The sequence below is a fragment of the Sinomonas sp. ASV486 genome, assembly GCF_030908215.1.
GTDB lineage: Bacteria > Actinomycetota > Actinomycetes > Actinomycetales > Micrococcaceae > Sinomonas > Sinomonas puerhi.
This window is the reverse complement of sequence record NZ_JAVFJK010000004.1, coordinates 123,658-141,993: the sequence shown is the minus strand read 5'-3', so window position 1 is coordinate 141,993 and position 18,336 is coordinate 123,658. Positions and strand designations below refer to the sequence as shown.

The 18,336-nt window shown below is 69.2% G+C and carries 21 protein-coding genes and 1 riboswitch; of the genes, 8 read left to right on the top strand and 13 right to left on the bottom strand.

Features of this window, described 5'->3' with window-relative positions:
- The first annotated feature begins 5 nt into the window (after nucleotides 1-5).
- Both RBS60_RS07235 and RBS60_RS07230 read left to right on the top strand, forming a co-directional pair.
- Nucleotides 6-305: a type II toxin-antitoxin system VapB family antitoxin gene (locus RBS60_RS07235; RefSeq protein ID WP_307956871.1), complete on the top strand. Its 300-nt coding sequence runs from the start codon at nucleotides 6-8 to the stop codon at nucleotides 303-305.
- A 7-nt stretch (nucleotides 306-312) separates the two neighbouring features.
- The gene (locus RBS60_RS07230) at nucleotides 313-960 is read left to right on the top strand and encodes a LytR C-terminal domain-containing protein (RefSeq protein ID WP_307956870.1); all 648 of its coding nucleotides are present in this window, start codon (nucleotides 313-315) and stop codon (nucleotides 958-960) included.
- 25 nt (nucleotides 961-985) lie between these two features.
- Here the strand turns inward: RBS60_RS07230 and RBS60_RS07225 are convergent, their stop codons facing one another.
- Entirely contained in the window at nucleotides 986-1,618 is a 633-nt protein-coding gene (locus tag RBS60_RS07225; protein WP_307956869.1) for a TetR/AcrR family transcriptional regulator, read from the bottom strand.
- A gap of 139 nt (nucleotides 1,619-1,757) precedes the next feature.
- Nucleotides 1,758-1,856, top strand: a riboswitch (glycine riboswitch).
- 150 nt (nucleotides 1,857-2,006) lie between these two features.
- On the opposite strand from RBS60_RS07225, the gene RBS60_RS07220 reads away from it, so the two are divergent.
- Both RBS60_RS07220 and RBS60_RS07215 read left to right on the top strand, forming a co-directional pair.
- Nucleotides 2,007-2,843: a methylenetetrahydrofolate reductase gene (locus RBS60_RS07220; protein ID WP_307956868.1), complete on the top strand. Its 837-nt coding sequence runs from the start codon at nucleotides 2,007-2,009 to the stop codon at nucleotides 2,841-2,843.
- On the top strand, nucleotides 2,843-3,115 hold the full coding sequence (locus RBS60_RS07215; RefSeq protein WP_307956867.1) for a hypothetical protein: 273 nt from the start codon (nucleotides 2,843-2,845) through the stop codon (nucleotides 3,113-3,115). Before RBS60_RS07220 ends, RBS60_RS07215 begins: the two co-directional genes overlap by 1 nt.
- A gap of 18 nt (nucleotides 3,116-3,133) precedes the next feature.
- On the opposite strand, the gene RBS60_RS07210 is transcribed toward RBS60_RS07215, so the two are convergent.
- From RBS60_RS07210 to RBS60_RS07165, 10 genes are all read right to left on the bottom strand, one after another.
- On the bottom strand, nucleotides 3,134-3,991 hold the full coding sequence (locus RBS60_RS07210; protein WP_307956866.1) for a biopolymer transporter Tol: 858 nt from the start codon (nucleotides 3,989-3,991) through the stop codon (nucleotides 3,134-3,136).
- Nucleotides 3,992-4,062: 71 nt separating this feature from the next.
- A complete protein-coding gene (locus RBS60_RS07205) occupies nucleotides 4,063-5,067 on the bottom strand; it encodes a sugar phosphate isomerase/epimerase family protein (RefSeq protein ID WP_307956865.1) in 1,005 nt (334 codons plus the stop codon).
- A 93-nt stretch (nucleotides 5,068-5,160) separates the two neighbouring features.
- A complete protein-coding gene (locus RBS60_RS07200; protein WP_307956864.1) occupies nucleotides 5,161-6,321 on the bottom strand; it encodes a Gfo/Idh/MocA family oxidoreductase in 1,161 nt (386 codons plus the stop codon).
- The gene (locus RBS60_RS07195) at nucleotides 6,318-7,436 is read right to left on the bottom strand and encodes a Gfo/Idh/MocA family oxidoreductase (protein ID WP_307956863.1); all 1,119 of its coding nucleotides are present in this window, start codon (nucleotides 7,434-7,436) and stop codon (nucleotides 6,318-6,320) included. The genes RBS60_RS07200 and RBS60_RS07195 overlap by 4 nt, the downstream gene beginning before the upstream one ends.
- On the bottom strand, nucleotides 7,433-8,218 hold the full coding sequence (locus RBS60_RS07190; protein ID WP_307956862.1) for a sugar phosphate isomerase/epimerase: 786 nt from the start codon (nucleotides 8,216-8,218) through the stop codon (nucleotides 7,433-7,435). The genes RBS60_RS07195 and RBS60_RS07190 overlap by 4 nt, the downstream gene beginning before the upstream one ends.
- 52 nt (nucleotides 8,219-8,270) lie before the next feature.
- Nucleotides 8,271-9,176 carry a carbohydrate ABC transporter permease gene (locus tag RBS60_RS07185; RefSeq protein ID WP_307956861.1) on the bottom strand — a complete coding sequence of 302 codons (906 nt, stop codon included), beginning with the start codon at nucleotides 9,174-9,176 and terminating at the stop codon, nucleotides 8,271-8,273.
- Nucleotides 9,173-10,147, bottom strand: coding sequence for a sugar ABC transporter permease (locus tag RBS60_RS07180; RefSeq protein ID WP_307956860.1), 975 nt, complete (start codon nucleotides 10,145-10,147; stop codon nucleotides 9,173-9,175). The genes RBS60_RS07185 and RBS60_RS07180 overlap by 4 nt, the downstream gene beginning before the upstream one ends.
- Before the next feature lie 14 nt (nucleotides 10,148-10,161).
- Nucleotides 10,162-11,469 carry an extracellular solute-binding protein gene (locus RBS60_RS07175; RefSeq protein WP_307956859.1) on the bottom strand — a complete coding sequence of 436 codons (1,308 nt, stop codon included), beginning with the start codon at nucleotides 11,467-11,469 and terminating at the stop codon, nucleotides 10,162-10,164.
- 58 nt (nucleotides 11,470-11,527) lie between these two features.
- Entirely contained in the window at nucleotides 11,528-12,337 is an 810-nt protein-coding gene (locus RBS60_RS07170; RefSeq protein ID WP_307956858.1) for a hypothetical protein, read from the bottom strand.
- Nucleotides 12,334-13,401 carry a Gfo/Idh/MocA family oxidoreductase gene (locus RBS60_RS07165; RefSeq protein ID WP_307956857.1) on the bottom strand — a complete coding sequence of 356 codons (1,068 nt, stop codon included), beginning with the start codon at nucleotides 13,399-13,401 and terminating at the stop codon, nucleotides 12,334-12,336. The genes RBS60_RS07170 and RBS60_RS07165 overlap by 4 nt, the downstream gene beginning before the upstream one ends.
- Nucleotides 13,402-13,559: 158 nt before the next feature.
- Here RBS60_RS07165 and RBS60_RS07160 point away from each other — a divergent pair, with 158 nt between their 5' ends.
- Nucleotides 13,560-14,780 (top strand): ROK family protein, encoded by a 1,221-nt coding sequence (locus RBS60_RS07160; protein WP_307956856.1) that lies wholly within the window; start codon nucleotides 13,560-13,562, stop codon nucleotides 14,778-14,780.
- A 28-nt stretch (nucleotides 14,781-14,808) separates the two neighbouring features.
- Here the strand turns inward: RBS60_RS07160 and RBS60_RS07155 are convergent, their stop codons facing one another.
- Complete coding sequence (locus tag RBS60_RS07155; protein ID WP_307956855.1) at nucleotides 14,809-15,447, bottom strand: class I SAM-dependent methyltransferase; 639 nt, start codon at nucleotides 15,445-15,447, stop codon at nucleotides 14,809-14,811.
- Nucleotides 15,448-15,573: 126 nt separating this feature from the next.
- Here RBS60_RS07155 and RBS60_RS07150 point away from each other — a divergent pair, with 126 nt between their 5' ends.
- Nucleotides 15,574-15,768 carry a DUF1918 domain-containing protein gene (locus tag RBS60_RS07150; RefSeq protein ID WP_307956854.1) on the top strand — a complete coding sequence of 65 codons (195 nt, stop codon included), beginning with the start codon at nucleotides 15,574-15,576 and terminating at the stop codon, nucleotides 15,766-15,768.
- Between the two features lies 1 nt (nucleotide 15,769).
- Nucleotides 15,770-16,906 carry an acyl-CoA dehydrogenase family protein gene (locus RBS60_RS07145; protein ID WP_307956853.1) on the top strand — a complete coding sequence of 379 codons (1,137 nt, stop codon included), beginning with the start codon at nucleotides 15,770-15,772 and terminating at the stop codon, nucleotides 16,904-16,906.
- A 6-nt stretch (nucleotides 16,907-16,912) separates the two neighbouring features.
- Here the strand turns inward: RBS60_RS07145 and RBS60_RS07140 are convergent, their stop codons facing one another.
- Nucleotides 16,913-17,698, bottom strand: a complete 786-nt coding sequence (locus RBS60_RS07140; RefSeq protein WP_307956852.1) for a DsbA family oxidoreductase — start codon at nucleotides 17,696-17,698, stop codon at nucleotides 16,913-16,915.
- 114 nt (nucleotides 17,699-17,812) lie between these two features.
- On the opposite strand from RBS60_RS07140, the gene RBS60_RS07135 reads away from it, so the two are divergent.
- The gene (locus RBS60_RS07135) at nucleotides 17,813-18,289 is read left to right on the top strand and encodes a hypothetical protein (RefSeq protein ID WP_307956851.1); all 477 of its coding nucleotides are present in this window, start codon (nucleotides 17,813-17,815) and stop codon (nucleotides 18,287-18,289) included.
- The last annotated feature ends 47 nt before the right edge of the window (nucleotides 18,290-18,336 follow it).

Sequence of the window (18,336 nt, the reverse complement as noted above, 5' to 3'; positions counted from 1 at the left end):
GAAACGTGATCTTCAAAGCGGTGGGCGACGGTCGTCCCTATCCAGAACATGGCTACACGACGCCGAAGGACTGGGCCGCGCTCCCTCCGCGTCCGGTCCGCCTGGATGAGCTCGTGACCACCAAGCGCACCCTCGATCTCGAGGCGCTCCTCGCCGAGGACTCGACGTTCTTCGGCGACCTCTTCCCCCACGTGGTCCAGTACAAGGGCGTGCTGTACCTCGAGGACGGGCTCCACCGGGCCGTCCGCACCGCGCTCCACCAGCGCACCGCCATCCACGCCCGCGTCCTCGACCTCGACGCGTGAGACTTCGATGGCCCGCAAGCCCCAGGATCTGACCAGCTACCACGGCCACCACGTGGTCAGCGGGGCCGAGCTGCAGACCCAGTTCGACGACGAAGCCCGCGAGGCCGCGACGGCCTCACGCAGGTGGCGGAGGATCCGGCACGGGGTTGCCATCAGCCTCCTCGTGGTGCTCCTCCTCGGCGGCGGCGTTGCCGCGTGGGCGGTCCTGACCGGCCGCCTCAGCGTGCCGCAGCCGGCCGGAAAGGCCACGGAGGCAGTCACCTGCCCCTCAGGCTCCTACGACTATCTCCCGCCCGAGAAGGTCACCGTCACGGTGTTCAACGCAGGCGGACGGGAAGGCCTCGCCGCGCAGATCGGCGACGAGCTCAAGGCGCGGAAGTTCGCGGTGAAGGACGTCGGCAACGAGCGCCTCACGATGGGCGCGGCGGCGGTGTTGCGCAGCGGGTTCGGCGGCGAGGCGGCCGCGTTCACGCTCCAGCGCAACGTGCCGGGGAGCGTCTACCTCCGCGACGGCCGCTCCGATGCCAGCGTTGACTTGGTCCTCGGTCCGAACTTCAAGGCCCTCGCGGATCCGGGGGTGGTCGACCAGACCCCCGGCCCGCTCGTGTGCACGCTTCCGGAGGCTACGGCGCCGGCGACGAGCGCAGGCGGCTGAGCCCTTCCGCGCACGGCGCGGGCCCCTAGCGGCGGATGGGACGGCCTTCCTCATCGAAGCGTGCGCCGACTCCGAGTTGGATGAAGCGGACGGTGGCGTCCGTGCGGCGGGCCGACTCGTCGTCGTCCGCCTTCTCTCCCGCGCGGTCGGCGCTTGCCGTGAGCGAGCCGTGGACCAGGGCGACGAGTTCGTCCACCTGAGCATCGGGAAGGTACCCCTGCGCCATCGCATCGCGGAGGATCCGGGTGAGGAGGGCGTTGAGCTCGCCGACGTGATCGCCGAGCTTCGCGAAGGACGACGCCGACAGTACGGCGCGCATCGCTGGCCCCGGGGGAAGGTGGCGCCGCGAAAGATCCTCGACCTGCGCCCTGATGTACACCGCGAGGCGGTCGATCGGATTCTCGAGCTCGGCGAGCTTGGCCTTGAGGTCCGTGAGGAACCTGCCCGTCTCGTCGAGGGCGTAGCCGATGAGCAGCTCTTCCATGTCCGCGTAGTAGTTGTAGACGGCGGTGCGCCCGACGCCGGCCTGCCGGGCGACGTCCGTCATCGTCAGGCCGGGGAGGCCACGCGTGAAGAGAAGCTCGCCGAAGGCGTCGAGGATCCGGCGCTGGGTGAGCGCTCGCTGTGCGGCGTTCGACTCGGCCTGGATGCGGGGCATGCTTCCATTTTAGGTCGATGTGTCACTAAACCGCGGGAGTAACCCAAATTGACACCCTTCGTGACTTCCGACACACTGAGCGGACGTGGCCTCGCGGCCGCGGCACAGAGGAATTCGCTGTGACAACTGAAGACGCCATCGATCTGCGGCGGGAGAATCCTGCTCGTCCGTCCCAGCAGGTGCCGTAGGAGCAACTCCTCCCCAGGAATCTCTCAGGCGCCCGTACCGCCGCAGCAAGGCAACTCTGGAAAGCAGCCCGGCATCGCTGGGCTCACCGACGGTGCAAGCGACCTGCTACAGCGGGGAGCGGAAACTCTCAGGTCCATGACAGAGCGGGGAGGAACGCCATCCACGTCGGGCCCAGCCCGGCCAGACCCTGGAGTCCTCCATGACTGTTCAGTCCCTCCCTCGAGCGCTTGCTGGCTCCGCGCCCCACGCGCCACTCCCCCTCCGCATCGAGATCGTCCCCACCGAGGGAATCCTCCCGAAGGTCGCCACGACCGTCCCCCAAGGCTCGACCATCGCTGTCACCTGCCTGCCGCACCACGGGATCGAGCGGACGGCTGAGGCTTCCACGCGCCTCGCCGCGCTCGGCTACCGCGTGGTCCCGCACCTCGCCGCGCGGAGCATCGGGGAACGGTCCCAGCTTGCCCGCGCGCTCCGGGGCTTCCAGACCGCCGGGATCACCGAGGTGTTCGCCGTCGGCGGCGATGCGGCCCAGGCAGCCGGCCCCTATGCCAACTCGCTCGAGCTGATGGAGGACATTGCCGAGCTCGCTGGAGGCCAGTTCGCCATCGGCGTTGCCGGATACCCCGAGGGCCACCCGGACCACAGCGGCATCGACCTCCTCGATGCACTTCTGGCCAAGCAGCACCTTGCGGCGAACATCGTCACCCAGATGTGCTTCTCGGCGTCCGCGATCAGTGCCTACGTGGCACTCCTGCGCAGCGAAGGCATCCACCTGCCGGTCTGGGCGGGTGTGCCTGGGCGCGTGCCGCGCGCGCGGCTCCTGGAACTCGCCGTCAGGATCGGCGTCGGACCGTCCCTGAAGTTCATCAGCCGCAAGGGCCCGCTGGCCAGAAGGCTCCTGACCGGAGGCTCGTACTCGTCCGAACAGCTGATCGGCGAGCTTTCCGCGGCCCGTGCAGGCCTCGCCGGCGTCCACCTCTTCACGTTCAACAACCTCGACCTCCCCAAGTTCGACCTGGCCGAGCGGGGGCTGTGATGGCGACGATCGCGACGCGGGCAGGCTTGGCCGCATACACGCCTCCCGGCGTCCCGCGGCGCATGGACTCGAGGCAGCTCCGCCGCGGCGTGGCCGTGCACGTCACGGCGGACGGGCAGTACCTCGGCGAAGGCACCGTGGACGGTCTCAGCCGCGACGGATCGACGCTGTGGGTCCAGTTCGCCGGCATCGAGGGCCGCCGGATGTTCCTGAGCACGGACGATGTGCGGATCGGGCTCGGGCGCGGCAGACCCGGCACTCACGCTGGCTGAGGCTCGACGTCGCCGGCGTCAGGGGCTCACATCCGCGCCGTCCAAGGGATAGGCGATGAAGGCGAAGCGGTCCGAGTCGGGCGCCCAGCTGTTCACGTTCATGGTGCCCTGCCCGCCGAACAGCCTGTAGCTCTGGCGCGGCGCCGCCCAGTCGCCGGTGGAGACCACCTGCACCACGACGTCGAGGTCGGCCGGGTGCCCGAGCGTGCCCGCGGGGAAGGAGACATAGGCGGCGTGGCGGCCATCCGCCGAAAGGTGCGGGAACCAGTCGACGGAATCGCTGGCCACGAGCCGTTCGAGCTGACCGCCGCGAGGGTCGATGCGCGCAAGCTGGGCATGTCCGGGCTGTGAGGTGAAGCCCTCGGTGTTGAAGTAGATCCAGGCGCCATCCGGCGACCACTCGGGACCGTCGGCATGGCCGGAACCGGTAGCGAGCACCCGGGATGGGCCACGCCGGGAAGGCCCGCGCCGGGACGGGCCGAGCCGGGAAGGGCCGACGGCGAGACGCCCGGGCGCCGAGAAATCCGAGAGCTCCACCCAGGCCAGCTCACTCTCGTCCGGGCGCACTCCGTGGAGGAAATGCCACCTTCCGTCTTCGTCGGTGACGCGCTCGACCGTGCCGCCGGACAGCGCGCCTCGGTAGATGTGCCCGTCCATCGCGGACAGGTAGATCGAGGCGCCGTCAGGGGACAGGACGTGGTCGTTGTTGATCTCCGGGAGATCCTCGAAGGGGACTTCCCGGAGCACTGGCACGTCAACATCAAGGGCCCAGAGAACGCCGTGGCCATTGACGTACAGCGTGCGCCCGTCGCGCGACCAGTTCGGCGCCTCGAGGAGGATCTCGTCGGTGTGGAAGATCAGCTGGGGCTCTGCCATCCCAGGGCCGCCGATCCAAATCTGCGACCACTGGCCCGCACGCAGTTCGCGATACATGCGCAAGGAACGGGTCAGCCTTGGTTGCTGAAGGCGGCGTCGAACGAGGCGGTGGCGGGGGCGAAGTCGAACTTCTTCAGGGCGGCGAGTGCCTCGGGGGCGCCGACGAGTCGGTCCATCCCGGCGTCCTCCCACTCGACGGAGATAGGCCCGTCGTAGCCGATCGCGGTCAGGGCGCGGAAGCAGTCCTCCCAGGGGACGTCGCCGCGCCCGGCGGAGACGAAGTCCCAGCCGCGGTGCGGGTCGCCCCAGGGCAGGTGCGAGGAGAGGATCCCGGCGCGGCCGTTGCCCATGCGCATGCGGGTGTCCTTGCAGTCCACGTGGTAGATGCGCTCGGCGAAGTCGGTGATGAACGCGACCGGGTCCAGGCCCTGCCACATCATGTGGGAGGGGTCCCAGTTCAGGCCGAACGCGGGCCGGTGGCCGATGGCCTCGAGCGCGCGCTTCGTGGACCAGTAGTCGTAGGCGATCTCGGAGGGGTGGACCTCGTGGGCGAACCGGACCCCGCATTCGTCGAAGACGTCCAGGATGGGGTTCCAGCGGTCGGCGAAGTCCTGGTAGCCGGCGTCGATGACGGAGGCGGGGACGGGCGGGAACATGGCCACGTACTGCCAGATGCCCGACCCGGTGAACCCGACGACGGTCTTGACCCCGAGGGCCCTGGCCAGGCGGGCGGTGTCCTTGAGTTCCTCGGCGGCGCGGGTGCGGACGCCCTCGGGGTCGCCGTCGCCCCATACGGCGGAGCCGACGATCCCCTGGTGGCGGAAGTCGATCGGGTCGTCGCAGACGGCCTGGCCCTTGAGGTGGTTGGAGATCGCGTACAGCTTCAGGCCGTGCCTGTCGAGGATGCTGAGGCGTTCGGCGATGTAGGCGGGCTCGTCCCAGCGGGCGGCGTCGAGGTGCTCGCCGGAGACGGCGATCTCGAGGCCGTCGTAGCCCCAGCCGGCCGCGAGCTCGGCGACCTCCTCGAGCTTGAGGTCGGCCCACTGGCCGGTGAACAGAGTGAACGGGCGGGGCATCGGGGATCCTCCTCGTGGATCGCAATGGTTGGGTTGCCGTGGGTGAGAGGGCTGAGGACCACGGCAACCCGACCACTGCGGGTGGGGTCTGTTTCAGAGCTGGATGGCGGTGGACTTGGCGGCGGCGGACTCTTCGATCGCGGCGAGCACCCGCTGGACCTGCAGGCCTTCCTCGAACGACGGCGCGGGCTGCTCGCCGTCCCTGATTCCTATGAGGAAGTCGCGGACCTGGTGGGTGAACGTGTGCTCCCAGCCGATCATGTGGCCCTGCGGCCACCAGGCGTCCATCAAGGGGTGGCCGGGCTCGGTGACGACGATCCTGCGGAAGCCCTGCTCCTCGGCGGGTGCGGTCGCGTCGAGGAACTCGAGCTCGCCGAGCCGCTCGAGGTCGAACGCGAGGGCGCCGGCGGAGCCGTACACCTCGATCCGGAGGGAGTTCTTCCTCCCGGTCGCGACGCGGGAGACCTCGATCGAGGCGACCGCCCCGGTGGCGAGGGAGAGCGTGGCCCAGGCTGCGTCGTCGACCGTCACGTCCTCGAGCCCGTTCGGGCCGGGGCGCCGGCCCACGAACGTGTGCAGGCGTCCGGAGACCTCGGTGACGGTGGTGCCGGTGAGGTACTGCACCTGGTCGATCGCGTGGGAGGCGATGTCCCCGAGCGCCCCGGATCCGGCGGTCTCCTTGCGCAGGCGCCAGGTCATGGGTGCGGTCTCGTCGGCGAGCCAGTCCTGGAGGTACGACGCGCGGATCTCCCGGACGGTGCCGAGCCTGCCGTCCGCGATGAGCTGCCTCGCGTACGCGAGGGCCGGGACACGCCGGTAGTTGAAGCCCACCATGGACTGGATCCCGCGGTCCCGGGCCGCCCGAGCGGCTTCGACCATGTGCTCCGACTCGGCCAGGGTGTTGGCCAGCGGCTTCTCGACCAGGACGTGCTTGCCGGCCTCGAGCGCGGCGATCGCGATCTCGGCGTGCAGCCAGCCCGGGGCGCAGATGTCCACGATGTGGATGTCGTCGCGGGCGATCACCTCGCGCCAGTCCGTGGCAGACTCCGCCCACCCGTACCGGGTCGCGGCCTCCGCGACCTCCTGGGCGTGCCGGCCCACGAGCACCTTCTGCTCCACGGCTGGCACGTCGAAGAACGCCGCCACGTTCCGCCACGCGTTCGAGTGAGCCTTGCCCATGAACGCGTAGCCGATCGCGGCCACGCCGAGGGGCGAGCCCGGCTTCGGTCCGGTGTGCGGCGGCTCGGCAGTCATGCTCTGACCCCGTCGAGGGTCGCCTCGGTGGGTGCCCAGTCCTCGGGGAGAGGGGTGGACGACGGCGCGGTGCTGGCCACGTCGACAAACGCGCCGGAGTCGATTGACTCGGAGATTGAGACCATCGTGTCCAGCACGTGGTAGGCCAGCTGCCCGGTGGCGCGGTGCGGCTCGCCCGAGCGGATGGCGCGGGCAATGTCGAGGACGCCCATGCCGCGGCCGTTCGCCGGCCCTGCGGTGGGGATCGAGGTCCAGTCCGTCTCGCCAATCCGGCAGATCTGCAGCTCGCCGTCGAAGTAGTTCGGGTCCGGCAGGGAGAGCGTTGCCTCCGTGCCGGTGATCTCGATGAAGCCCATGCGTGCGCGGGGAGACTCGAAGCTGAAGATGCTGTGCGAGGACGCGCCGGACTCGAACTGGGCCAGGGCGCTGACGTGCGTGGGCACCTCGACCTCGAACTCCTCGCCCGCCTTGGGACCCGAGCCGATCACACGCGTGGTCTTGGCCTTGGAACCCAGGGCGGCGACGCGCCGGATGCTGCCGAAGGTCTGCACGAGAGCGGTGAGGTAGTACGGGCCCATGTCGAACAGGGGGCCCGCGCCGTGCTGGAACAGGAAGGCGGGATTCGGGTGCCAGGACTCCGGCCCGGGCGTCTGGAAGACGGTCTGGGCGGTGAGGGGGATGCCGATGTCACCGCGCTCGATCACGCGCCGGGCCGTCTGCAGGCCCGCACCGAGGAAGGTGTCCGGTGCGCACCCGAGGCGGATGCCGGCGTCGTCCGCCTCCTTGAGCAGCCCGAGGCCGCTCTCGCGGTCCAGGGAGAACGGCTTCTCGCTCCACACGTGCTTGCCGGCGCGCACGGCCGCCGTCGCGACCTCGACGTGGGCGGCGGGGATCGTGAGGTTGACGATGATCTCGACGTCCGGGTGGTTGAGCGCGAGCTCGGGGGTCCCGAACTCCGCGATCCCATACTCCTCGGCGCGTGCCTTGGCGGCCTCGGGGAAGAGGTCCGCGATCACGTGCCCCTTCACGTCCGGGAAGACAGTGAGGTTGTCCAGGTACTGCTTGCTGATGACTCCGGCGCCGATGACGGCGACGCCCACAGGTCCGCGGCTCATCGCACGGCCTCCGCGCTGCCTGCCTCGACAGATGCCTGGGCGTCAGCGGAGGGGGCGCCGGCCTCGAGGTAGGCCAGGGAGGCGGCCACGCCGTCGAAGATGTCGCCCGCGTAGTCGTCGAACTCGACGACGCCGACCTCGAGGCTCTTCGCGGCCGCCAGCACGCGCCAGATGCCGATCTCGCCCTGGCCCGCGGGCAGCTGGGCCTGCTTGTCCTGGTTGACGGGCCCATCCTTGATGTGGATGGCGACCACCCGGTCCCCGAGGCGGGTCAGGAGCGCTGCCGGGTCCTCGCCGCCCACCGCAGCCCAGTAGGTGTCGACTTCGAGGACAACCTCAGGGTCGAGGAGGCTGGCGAAGAACTCGAGGGCCGTTGTCCCCTCGATCCTCGAGGAGAGCTCCCAGTCGTGGTTGTGGTAGCCCACGCGGATGCCGTGCTCGGCGCCCTTCTTCGCGGCGGCGTTGAGGCGGGCTGCGGTATCGCGGATCGTGTCTGCGTCCTGCCAGTGCTCGGCGGGGAGGTACGGATCGATCACGGTGCCGATGCCGAGCTTCGTCGCTGCAGCGAAGATCTCGTCCTGGTCGGCGGACAGGAGCGGCGCATGGGCCGTGGGGGCCGTGATGCCGTGCTCCGCGAACGCTGCGGCGAGATCGTCCGCGCGGGCCGCGAAGTTGTAGGGCTCCACTTGGGTGTAGCCGATCTTGGCGAGCCGTGCGATGGTGCCCGGCAGGTCGGCGTCGATGGCGTCGCGGACGGAGTAGAGCTGGACGGAGTACGTCATGGGGACAGTGTCCTCTCGGGAGGGATGTACGGGGAGGTCTCGGGGGAAGGTTTCAGCGGCCAGCGAGGGATCCGCCGATTCCGCCGACGCTGAAGTACTTGTTGAGGGCCGCGAACACGATGATCGGCGGGAGCATCATGACCACGGCGAGGGCCATGACCGAGCCCCAGTCGGTCGCGTTCTGCTGGAAGAAGGACTGCACGCCCATGGGGAGGGTGAAGATCTCGTTCGAGCGCAGGAACACGATCGCCACGAGGTAGTCATTCCAGGCGAGCAGGAACGCGAAGATCGCGGTGGAGAGCACGCCGGGGAGGCTGTTCCGCAGGACGACCTTGGTGAAGGAGCCGAACACCGAGCACCCGTCGATCCACGAGGCCTCCTCGAGGCTGACCGGTATGGAGTCGAAGTACGCGGCCATCATCCAGGTGGCCACCGTCATGGTCGAGGCGACGTAGACGATCGTGAGGCCGAGGAGGTTGTCCACGAGGCCCATGTTCGCGAAGAGCAGGAACAGCGGCACGACCGAGGTGATGATGGGCAGCGACTGCATGACGAACAGCAGCAGCGAGTAGCCCGAGACGGCCTTGCTGCGCCCGCGGGAGAGCACGTACCCGGCAGGAGCGGCCACGGCGACCGAGACGATGACCGTAGAGAGGGTCGTGACGAGGCTGTTCTTGAGCCATGTCGAGGCGAGCGTCTTGGCGAAGACGTTGCTGAAGTTCTCGAACGTGAGCCCCGTCGAGGTGCTCGTGGTGGCAGGGGTGAACGCGAGGACGACCACCACGAAGATCGGCACGAGGACCACGACGGTGATGGCCAGGATGAGCGCGAGGCGCCACCAGCGGCCGCGCACATCGGCCTCGGAGACCGTGCGACGAGCCTTGCCCGCCCCGGTGGGGCCTCCGGCCACGCTGAGCCCGGGTCCGGCGGTGGGGTGGGTGTGCAGTGCGGCGCTCATTCGACACTCGACTTTCGGATCTGGCGGTACAGGACGGCGGAGATGACCACGAGCGTGATCGTCATGAGGAAGGCGATGGCGACGCCGGGGCCGGTCTGGAAGTCCTGGAAGACCCTGCGGTAGGCCAGCACCACGAGTGATGTCGTCGCGTCGACCGGCCCTCCGCCGGTGAGCAGGTAGATCGTCGGGAAGTCGTTGACGCAGAAGATCGTCATGAGGATCCAGCTGATGTACGTGGACCGGGCGATGAGCGGCAGCGTGATGCCGGTGAACTGCTGCCACCGGCTAGCGCCGTCCATGCTCGCAGCCTCGTAGACCGTCCCGTCTACGGAGGAGAGAGCGGACGAGGTCATCATCATCATGAAGGGGAAGCTGACCCAGACCTTGAACGCGCACACCATGACGGCCGCGAGCGTCGGGTTGGCCAGGAACAGTGGCGTGCCGAGGCCCAGAGCGCGGGACATGGCCGGGATGGGGCTGTCCGGGGTCGCAACGAGCCAGTTCCAGGCTGTCGAGGACACCACGATCGGCACGACCCACGGCAGGAGCAGGAGGACCTTGAAGAACCCTCCGGCCGGGATGCGCGTGCGCAGCAGGAGCGCAAGGCCCATGCCGACGAGCCACGAGCCGAACACGCCGACGATGGTGAACACGAGGGTGAACTGCGCGGCCTTCCAGAAGGCCGGGGCACCCAGGACGTTCGCGAAGTTGTTCAGGCCCACGAAGTTGCCGGTGTCGATCAGAGAACCGTCGTGGGTGGCCTGGACTCCCGCGTACAAGAGGGGATAGCCATGGATGAGGATGAGCAGGAACACGGACGGGAGGAGGAGCCAGAAGAACGTCCGCGTGGCCTGGGAGGCGAGCCTGCTCCTTCGGTTGAGGCCGCCGTCCGCGCCGGGCTTCCCGCCGCCGCCGGGGGCGAGGCCCCGACGGGCGCGGGCGAGGCCCCTGGATGGTGTGGTGGTAGTCATGTCCCGCACCCGTTTCAGGACTTGAGGACGGACTGCAGGCCGGTCTGGAACGCCTGGAGGGCGGTCTTGGCGTCCGACTTCCCCGTCAGGATGGTCTGGGTGAACTGGTTGAGCGCCTGGCCACCGTCGAGCGCGGCGAGGTTCGCGTTCATCTTCGTGCCCCGCGAGGCGAAGGTCTTCGCGATCGGCTGCCAGTCCTTGACGATCTTGACGTTGTTGGGGTTGCTCGTGAACTCGGGGGTCTCGGTGATCGACTTGAACACGGGCAGCGCCGCCATGAGCTTCTTCTGCCAGAGCTGCTTGAGCTGGCCCATGTAGTAGACGAGGAACGCCTCGGAGGACGCCTGGGACGGGGTGTTCTTGTACATCATGATGTTGTTCGGGAACACGATCGTGGCCTTGTCGCCGTGCGGGCCCGCAATGGGGTTGGCGACGAGCATGTCGCCCGAGGTGTCGCCGACCCGCTGGTCTGCACTGGCCTGGAAGATCCCGAAGCCGATCTTCTTGTCCTTCCACTGCGCGGACATGTTGTCCGTCGTGTATCCGACGGCGGCCGGATCGATGATGCCGTTCGAGACCAGCTCGAGCAGGAATTCGACGGCCTCGACGTTCCGGTCGTTCATGACGTCGAGCTGGCCGTCCGGGGTCCAGACGCCACCGCCGTTGTTGACCATCATCATGATCATCGTGTGGTTGCCGAAGTTGTTGCCCGAGCCGGACCCGGTCCCGAAGCCGACCGCGCCGACCTTCTTGAGGGCCTTGCCGACCTCGAGGAGGGAGGTCCAATCCGTGGGGAGCGCGACGCCGGCCTGGTCCATGAGCGACTTGCGGTACCAGAGCACACGCATGTCGAGCTGCCACGGGACGGCCACGTAGCCCTTGTCCGACTTGAAGGGATCGAGCACACCGGGCAGGAAGTCGTCGTACTGGCCGTTCTTCTTGAGGGCCTCGATGACGTTGTCGGCGTAGGCGATCTGTCCCTGCTGCTCGAACTGGAATGCCTGGAAGCCGCCACCCGTGGACACCGCGGGTCCGGTCTTGGACGCGATCGCCGAGGAGAAGGTCTGGTAGAAGTTGTTCCACTGGATGATCTGGTAGCTCGCCTTGGCGTTGCCCGAGGCCGGGGCATACGCCTCGGTGATCCCCTTCGCCGCGTCGTTGTAGGCCGTCGTTGCCCACGGCATGTCCCAGAACTTGATGTCGCCGGTGCTGCCGCCCGAGGCGGAGCCGCCGCCGCACGCGGCCAGGGCCGGCACGGCCGCCGCCGCTGCGGCAAGGCCGAGGAAGCCCCTGCGGGAGAAGGTCGTTTTGGATGCGCTCATGGTGGGTCCTTCGTCGTTGAGGAGTGCTGCGGTGGATGGGTGGGGCAGGTGACTGATGTCAGACGGTGGCGACGCTGGCCGCGGGGGGCGGCGCCAGCGAGGCCGTGCGGTGGAGCTCGGCGGTGTCGGCGGAGACGGAGTCTCCGCCAGCGATCGCAATGGCCCGCCGCCAGCTGGCGCGGCGGGAGGTCTCCCAGAGGGTGGGCAGAAGCAGTTCGCCGTCCGGCCCGACGACGCGGGCCTCGGCCGGGGCGGCCGTTGCAGCGGACGGAACGACGACGGTGATTCCGCCATCGGTGGTCAGGAGGCGCACGCGCAGCGACGCGGGCACTGCGCCGCTGACAACGATCCCGAGGGACAACGGGGCGCCGTTGTCCAGCCGGCCGGCGAGGTGCCGGCCGGAGGGACCCGAGAACACCGTGGCCAGAGGCCCGAACTCGCCGGCAATACGGCGGGCGGCCGTGAGGGAGTCGAGCAGGGCCCCTTCGAGGCCCGCCGAATCCGGGACGGTCAGCGTGCAGTCGACCAGGACTGCCCGGTCGCGCCAGGCCGCAGCCGCTTCGGCCGCGGCGAGGATGCCGGGGTTGGCTGCGAACTCCCACGCGATCACGACGCGGCCCGCGGTCACGGCGTCGAGGTGGGTATCGCCGTCGTGCGCTGCGGGCGAGCCGACGACGACGGCCAGCGCCCCGGCGTCGAGCGCCTTCTGGGCGCGTACCGCCCAGCCGGACGAGCCGTCCACGGCGGCGATCTGCGGTGCGCTGTCCGAGGGCGCGAGGGAGAGCGGGAGCGACGCGGCGATCTCGGTGAGCCCGGGGATCCCGGTGGCCGAGGAGGCGCTGACAGTGAAGGCGGTCCGGGCGGTCATGCTGCGGCCTCGAGCACGCGTGCGTGGGATCCCTCGACGATCGCGAGGGCGAAGCGCAGATCGTCGATGAGGGCCTGCGGATCCGGCGCGGAGGCTACGCCTGAGACGATGTCCGCGATGCGGCGCCATTCGCCTTCGTAGCCGTTGTGCCCGAAGGGGCCGGCCATGGTGGTGCGTCCGCCCCGGGTGTGCTCGGCGACGGCTGAACCCGCCTGGACGTAGGACGGCGTGAACCTCACCTTGAGCGCCGCGTCCGGGCCGATCGCCTCGAACGTCCAGTCCGGCTTCCACGTCGAGTTCATTGCGGCGACCAGCTCGATCGTGCGTCCGCCGGCCCGGACCATGAAGACGTACCCGAACGGCTTCACGATGTCGGCGCGCAGCACCTGGAGGTCCGTGAAGTCGGGGACGAAGCGTCGCACGAGCGGGAGATCGTGGATCGCGAGGCCCAGGATGCCGCCTTCGAGCATCGCGGCGACGACCGCGGGGTCGCTGAGGTCGCGTTCTGGCATCTCCGGCCGCGCGATGACCTCGGTTGCGAAGTCCTCGAAGCGCGCATTGGGGGGCAGGACGATCGATGACCGCAGCGTGTGGGCCGTCTCGGGGAGATCTCCCCACAGCTCTTCGGCGGCCAGCCAGCCCGGGTCAAACGTATGCATCGCGCCGACGATGATCGGCACGCCGGTCTCCGCGGAGACGGCCGCGATCTCGGCCGCTTCCTCGCCTGAGACCGCGAAGGGCTTCTCGCAGAGGACGGCCTTCTTGCCGGCCCGGCACGCGGCGATGACCTGCGCGGCGTGGAACTGGTGCGGGCTGCAGATGGCCACGACGTCGACGTCGGGGTCGCCGAGGAGTTCGTCCATCGAGGCGGAGTGACGGGCGCCGACCCGTGCGGCGACCGTCGAGGCGACGGCTGCGTCGACGTCCATGACGTGCGTGACGCGGAAGAGGTCCGTCAGCCGCGCGAGGCTTGGGAGGTGGATGGCCTGGGTGACCGGTCCGGCGCCCAGGAAGCCGACCCCGATTGTCGCTGGATGGTCGGGGACCGCTGGGGTGTCTGGCATCGTGGCTTCTCCTGAGCTGTCGATGTCAGCGGCTCAATGTGAGCTGCTTCACTCGGAGCCTAGAACCACTTATGTCGAGCGTCAAGCAAAAGATTGCTGAACGCCGTCACTCTTTGTGGTTAGTGACATGCAGAAGCGTGGCGTGCTATCACTGTGGCATGACGTCGCCACTCTCGCCCCCGCTGCCGGCCACCGAGGCCGGGGGGAGTCTTGCGCGTGCCGGCGACCTCTTCCAGCTCCTCCGCGACGGCAGGCCCTGGACCCGCGCGGAACTCGCCATGACCACGGGCCTCGCCCGCTCGACCGTGGCCGGCAAGGTCGACCTGCTCCTCAACTCGGGGCTCGTCGTCTTCGTCGGCGAGGCGCTCTCGAGCGGCGGAAGGCCGCCGTCGCGCTTCGCCTTCCACCCGCAGGCCCGTACCGTCCTGGCGGTCGACGTCGGCGCGAGTCACGTGCGCGTTGCCCTCACCGACCTCAACGGGGACGTGATTGCCGAGCGCCGGGCACCGCTTCCGGTGGCGGACGGGCCTGAAGCGGTCTTGGGCTACGTGGTCGAGTCCGGCAAGAAGCTCCTCGCCGAGAGCGGCCGCCCCGAGAGCCGACTCGCCGGCGTCGGGATCGGGCTGCCCGGACCCGTTGAGCACGCGACCGGACGTCCAGTGAAGCCGCCGATCATGCCGGGCTGGGACGGGTTCGACGTCGTCGGGTTCGTCCAGCGCTCGCTGCCCGTTCCCGTCCTCGTCGACAACGACGTGAACATCATGGCGCTCGGTGAACGAGCCGCATACTGGCCGGACGTGGACGACCTGCTCTTCATCAAGGTCGCCACGGGCATCGGCTCGGGGATCATCTCGAGCGGCCAGCTCCAGCGCGGTGCGGACGGCACCGCGGGCGACCTCGGGCACGTGCGCGTCGCCCGGGGCGCCGACATCGTGTGCCGGTGCGGAAACGTGGGCTGCCTCGAAGCGCTCGCTTCCGGCGGCGCCGTCGCCCGGGCCCTCGCAGCCCAGGGCATCGATGCGAACACCGGCGCGGACGTCGTCGAGCTCGCGGCCCACGGCAACATCACCGCGATCCATTCGCTCCGGCAGGCGGGGCGTGACATCGGCGAGGTGCTCGCGACGTGCGTGAACCTGCTCAACCCGAGCGTGATCGTCATCGGCGGGTCGATGGCTGCGGCGGGGGAGCACGTCATGGCCGGCGTGCGCGAGGTCGTGTACCACCGGTCGCCTCCGCTCGCGACGACGAACCTGCGCATCGTCCTTTCCCGTGCGGGCGAGCGGGCCGCCGTCATGGGTGCGAGCCGGCTCGTCTCCCAGCACGTCCTCTCGCCTGCGGGCGTCGAGGCGGCACTTGCGACCATGGCGAGCGCGGGCTGAGTCCTGCGGTCCATCCGGAACGCGAGGCTCAGGAGGCGAGCCGCCTCGCCGTGAGCACGGCATCTGTCAAGACGGCTGTCTGCCCCTCGGGGCCAGTGGCCTCGCGCCCTTCGGACGTGCTCGTCTCGAGCTCCCAGTCGGCTGCGCGGAGCCCCAGCGATGCGGCGAGCTCGTCTGCGGAAGGCATGTGGGCGTCGTCGTGCGCGTGCCGAGCCCACGGCGGGAACGCCGTGTGCCCCACCACGAACAGCGTCCCGCCCGGCGCAACCGCCCGTGTCCCGGCCAGGAGGATCCGTTCGCGGGGCATCTCGATGGGGGAGTGGAGGAAGGACGCGGTGACGAGATCGTACGTCTGCTCGGGCTCCCACTCGGCAAGGTCGCTCACGAGCCACGTCACCCGATCTGCGACGCCGGCCTCGGCCGCGTGCGCCGCGGCGCGCCCCAGCGCGACCGCGGAGATGTCCACCCCCGTGACGGTCCACCCGCGCTCGGCCAGCCAGATCGCGTCCGCGCCCTCGCCGCACCCGAGGTCGATCGCCCGCCCCGGCGAGATCATGCTGACCTCGCGCATGAGCGCCCCGTTCGGCTTGCCGCTCCAGACCCGCTGCCGCTCACTGTAGAACTCGTCCCAGAACTCGCTCGGCCCCGGCTTGTGTTCGGTGTTCATGGAACCCGGTCTATCCGCTCCGGCTCCACCCGCGCAAGTCCCGACGCACGACGCCGGGCGCTCGCGTCGCGACCCCTTCCCGCCTGCCGAGGGGTTACGTAACCTCATCATCAGGAGGTGATCCGCATGAACGCACTGCATCAGGGCGACCGGATTGTCATCAGGGGCCGGACGGTGGACTCGGCGGACCGGCACGGGCAGATCGTCGAGGTGAAGGGCGCCAATGGGGAGCCGCCCTATCTCGTCCGATTCGACGACGGGCATGAGTCCGTCGTGTTCCCGGGTGGAGACTTCTCGGTCGAGAAGGCCGCAGCCACCTGACATGTTCGAACTCACCGAGGATCAGCGCGACCTTGTCGGCGCCGTACGGGACTTTGCCACCGAGCGGCTCGCCCCGCACGCACTCGAATGGGACGCGACGAAGCACTTCCCCGTGGATGTGCTGCAGGAGGCTGGCGAGATCGGTCTAGGCGGCGTCTACGCAGGCGAGGAGTACGGCGGCACCGGCCTGACGCGTTATGACGCATCCCTGATCTTCGAGGAGCTGGCCAGGGCGGATCCCTCGATCGCGGCCTACATCTCGATCCACAACATGGTCGTCTGGATGGTCGACGCCTTCGGCACGGACCTCCAGCGGAAGGAATGGGTCCCCCAGCTGGTGACCATGGAGTCACTCGGCAGCTACTGCCTCACCGAGCCCGGCGCGGGCTCCGACGCGGCCGCCCTCACGACGAAGGCGGTGCGCGACGGCGACGACTACGTGCTCACGGGCGTCAAGCAGTTCATCTCGGGTGCTGGCTCCTCGGCCCTGTACATCGTGATGGCACGGACCGCCGCGACGGGCCACCGCGGCATCACCGCGTTCCTCGTCCCGGCGGGCACTGAGGGCCTTTCCTTCGGCTCCAACGAGAAGAAGATGGGCTGGAATGCCCAGCCGACCCGGCAGGTGGTCCTCGCGGGAGCCCGCGTCCCGGCGGCCAACCGGCTCGGGGAGGAGGGCGACGGGTTCGGCATCGCCATGAAGGGCCTCAACGGCGGGCGCCTCAACATCGGCGCGTGCTCTCTGGGGGGAGGGCAGGCCGCACTCGACAAGACAGTCGCCTACCTCAAGGAGCGCACGGCGTTCGGCGGCCGCCTTGCGGACAAGCAGTCCCTCATGTTCGACCTCGCGGACATGGAGATGAAGCTCGAGGCGGCCCGGACCCTGCTACGCCGTGCCGCCGACGCCCTGGACCGCGGAGACCCGGACGCCGTCCGGCTCTGCGCGATCGCCAAACGCGTCGCCACGGACGCCGGCTTCGAGATTGCCAACGAGGCCATCCAGCTCCACGGCGGCTACGGCTACCTGCACGAGTACGGCATCGAGAAGATCGCCCGGGACCTGAGGGTCCACCAGATCCTGGAGGGCTCCAACGAGATCATGCGGCTCATCGTGGGCCGGATGCTCGTCGAAGGCTAACGCAGCTCAGACGCAGCCCTCGGGGCCGCACACCTCACCGTTGAGGCCGTCCGGATCGACCGAGCCGTCGGCACCCGCCGCCGGCTGGCCGACCATGACGAGGGGGTGGGCCTCACGCCAGGCGGTCTCGAGCGCCTGCGTGAACAGCTCCGCGGGCTGCGCGCCGGAGACCCCGTACTTGTTGTCGAGCACGAAGAACGGCACACCCTGGATGCCGATGGCCTGCGCCTGGGCAATGTCCGCGCGGACGGAGTCGCGGTAGGTGCCGGCGTCGAGCGCGGCATTGATCTCGTCGGCGTCGAGACCGGCCTCGGTGCCGATCCGCACCAGCACGTCGCGGGCCCCGATGTCCTCGCCGTGCTCGAAGTGGGCCGAGAGCAGCGCTTCCTTGACGGCGTCGGCCGTCGTCCCGCCTCGAGCGTCGGTTCCGCGGGAAGTGTCCGTTCCGCCTGCGGCGTCTTTCGCCTTCGCGAGGTGGAGCAGCTCGTGCGCCGAGAAGGAGTTGGCAACGGCGACCCGGCCGAAGTCGTACGCGAGGCCCTCGCCCGCAGCGACCTGCGTCACGTGGTCGAACATCTGGGCGACCCGCTCGGCCGGCATGCCCTTGCGCTGGGAGAGGTACTCGAGTTCCGTGCCGTCGTAGTGGTCCGGGAGGGTGGGGTCCAGCTGGTAGCTGTGCCAGGTGACGCTGACCCGGTCCCTATGCGGGAACTCGGAGAGCGCCTTCTCGAACCGGCGCTTGCCGATGAAGCACCACGGGCAGGCGATATCAGACCAGATGTCAACGTTCATAGAAGCTTCAAGTTCTCCAGACGGAGAACTATTCCCACTCTTCTACAAACTGTAGAAAAGTGGGACAATGTCGTTGCCGGATCATCCGGCAGCTCCTTCCCGGAGGTGAGAACGATGGCAGTCCTCGTCCGAACATCGTGGCTCAGCAGAACGGCGGCCGTCGCGGCGCTTGCCGCCCTCGCGCTCTTTGCAGCTGTCTTCGTCCCCGCGTGGGAACCAGCGAAGTCCCCGCTCTTCAACGCGGCCTTTGTGGCCGTGACCGCGGCCCTCGTCCTCTTCGCCGCTGGCAGCGCCCAGGATCGGGGAGACCGGCTCGTGCTCAGGCCGCAGACGCGGCTCGGATGGTGGGCGGTCGGCCTCGTGGTCGGTGCCGCAGTCCTCTTCGGCGCGGCCGGCGCACTGTCGGTCTTCATCCCGGTCGCCTCCTCGGGTCTCTCGGGCGTGTTGGGTGTGGCGCTCGCCGGCGGAGGCATCGCAGCCCTCGTAGCGTGGTTCAAGCACCATGAACGCTCGTGGCTCGTGCTTCTCATGACTGTCCCGGCGATGCTCGTCCCGTACATCGCGGTGGCCGTGATGGTCTTCCCGTACTAGTTCCCGTCCAGCTCGTTCCCGTCCAGGTCTGTGCAGTCGAAAAGGTG

Coding starts and splice junctions, on each gene's coding strand:
- RBS60_RS07230 (WP_307956870.1), top strand. CDS start 313: ATGGCCCGCAAGCCCCAGGATCTGACCAGCTACCACGGCCACCACGTG.
- RBS60_RS07225 (WP_307956869.1), bottom strand. CDS start 1,618: ATGCCCCGCATCCAGGCCGAGTCGAACGCCGCACAGCGAGCGCTCACC.
- RBS60_RS07220 (WP_307956868.1), top strand. CDS start 2,007: ATGACTGTTCAGTCCCTCCCTCGAGCGCTTGCTGGCTCCGCGCCCCAC.
- RBS60_RS07215 (WP_307956867.1), top strand. CDS start 2,843: ATGGCGACGATCGCGACGCGGGCAGGCTTGGCCGCATACACGCCTCCC.
- RBS60_RS07210 (WP_307956866.1), bottom strand. CDS start 3,991: ATGGCAGAGCCCCAGCTGATCTTCCACACCGACGAGATCCTCCTCGAG.
- RBS60_RS07205 (WP_307956865.1), bottom strand. CDS start 5,067: ATGCCCCGCCCGTTCACTCTGTTCACCGGCCAGTGGGCCGACCTCAAG.
- RBS60_RS07200 (WP_307956864.1), bottom strand. CDS start 6,321: ATGACTGCCGAGCCGCCGCACACCGGACCGAAGCCGGGCTCGCCCCTC.
- RBS60_RS07195 (WP_307956863.1), bottom strand. CDS start 7,436: ATGAGCCGCGGACCTGTGGGCGTCGCCGTCATCGGCGCCGGAGTCATC.
- RBS60_RS07190 (WP_307956862.1), bottom strand. CDS start 8,218: ATGACGTACTCCGTCCAGCTCTACTCCGTCCGCGACGCCATCGACGCC.
- RBS60_RS07185 (WP_307956861.1), bottom strand. CDS start 9,176: ATGAGCGCCGCACTGCACACCCACCCCACCGCCGGACCCGGGCTCAGC.
- RBS60_RS07180 (WP_307956860.1), bottom strand. CDS start 10,147: ATGACTACCACCACACCATCCAGGGGCCTCGCCCGCGCCCGTCGGGGC.
- RBS60_RS07175 (WP_307956859.1), bottom strand. CDS start 11,469: ATGAGCGCATCCAAAACGACCTTCTCCCGCAGGGGCTTCCTCGGCCTT.
- RBS60_RS07170 (WP_307956858.1), bottom strand. CDS start 12,337: ATGACCGCCCGGACCGCCTTCACTGTCAGCGCCTCCTCGGCCACCGGG.
- RBS60_RS07165 (WP_307956857.1), bottom strand. CDS start 13,401: ATGCCAGACACCCCAGCGGTCCCCGACCATCCAGCGACAATCGGGGTC.
- RBS60_RS07160 (WP_307956856.1), top strand. CDS start 13,560: ATGACGTCGCCACTCTCGCCCCCGCTGCCGGCCACCGAGGCCGGGGGG.
- RBS60_RS07155 (WP_307956855.1), bottom strand. CDS start 15,447: ATGAACACCGAACACAAGCCGGGGCCGAGCGAGTTCTGGGACGAGTTC.
- RBS60_RS07150 (WP_307956854.1), top strand. CDS start 15,574: ATGAACGCACTGCATCAGGGCGACCGGATTGTCATCAGGGGCCGGACG.
- RBS60_RS07145 (WP_307956853.1), top strand. CDS start 15,770: ATGTTCGAACTCACCGAGGATCAGCGCGACCTTGTCGGCGCCGTACGG.
- RBS60_RS07140 (WP_307956852.1), bottom strand. CDS start 17,698: ATGAACGTTGACATCTGGTCTGATATCGCCTGCCCGTGGTGCTTCATC.
- RBS60_RS07135 (WP_307956851.1), top strand. CDS start 17,813: ATGGCAGTCCTCGTCCGAACATCGTGGCTCAGCAGAACGGCGGCCGTC.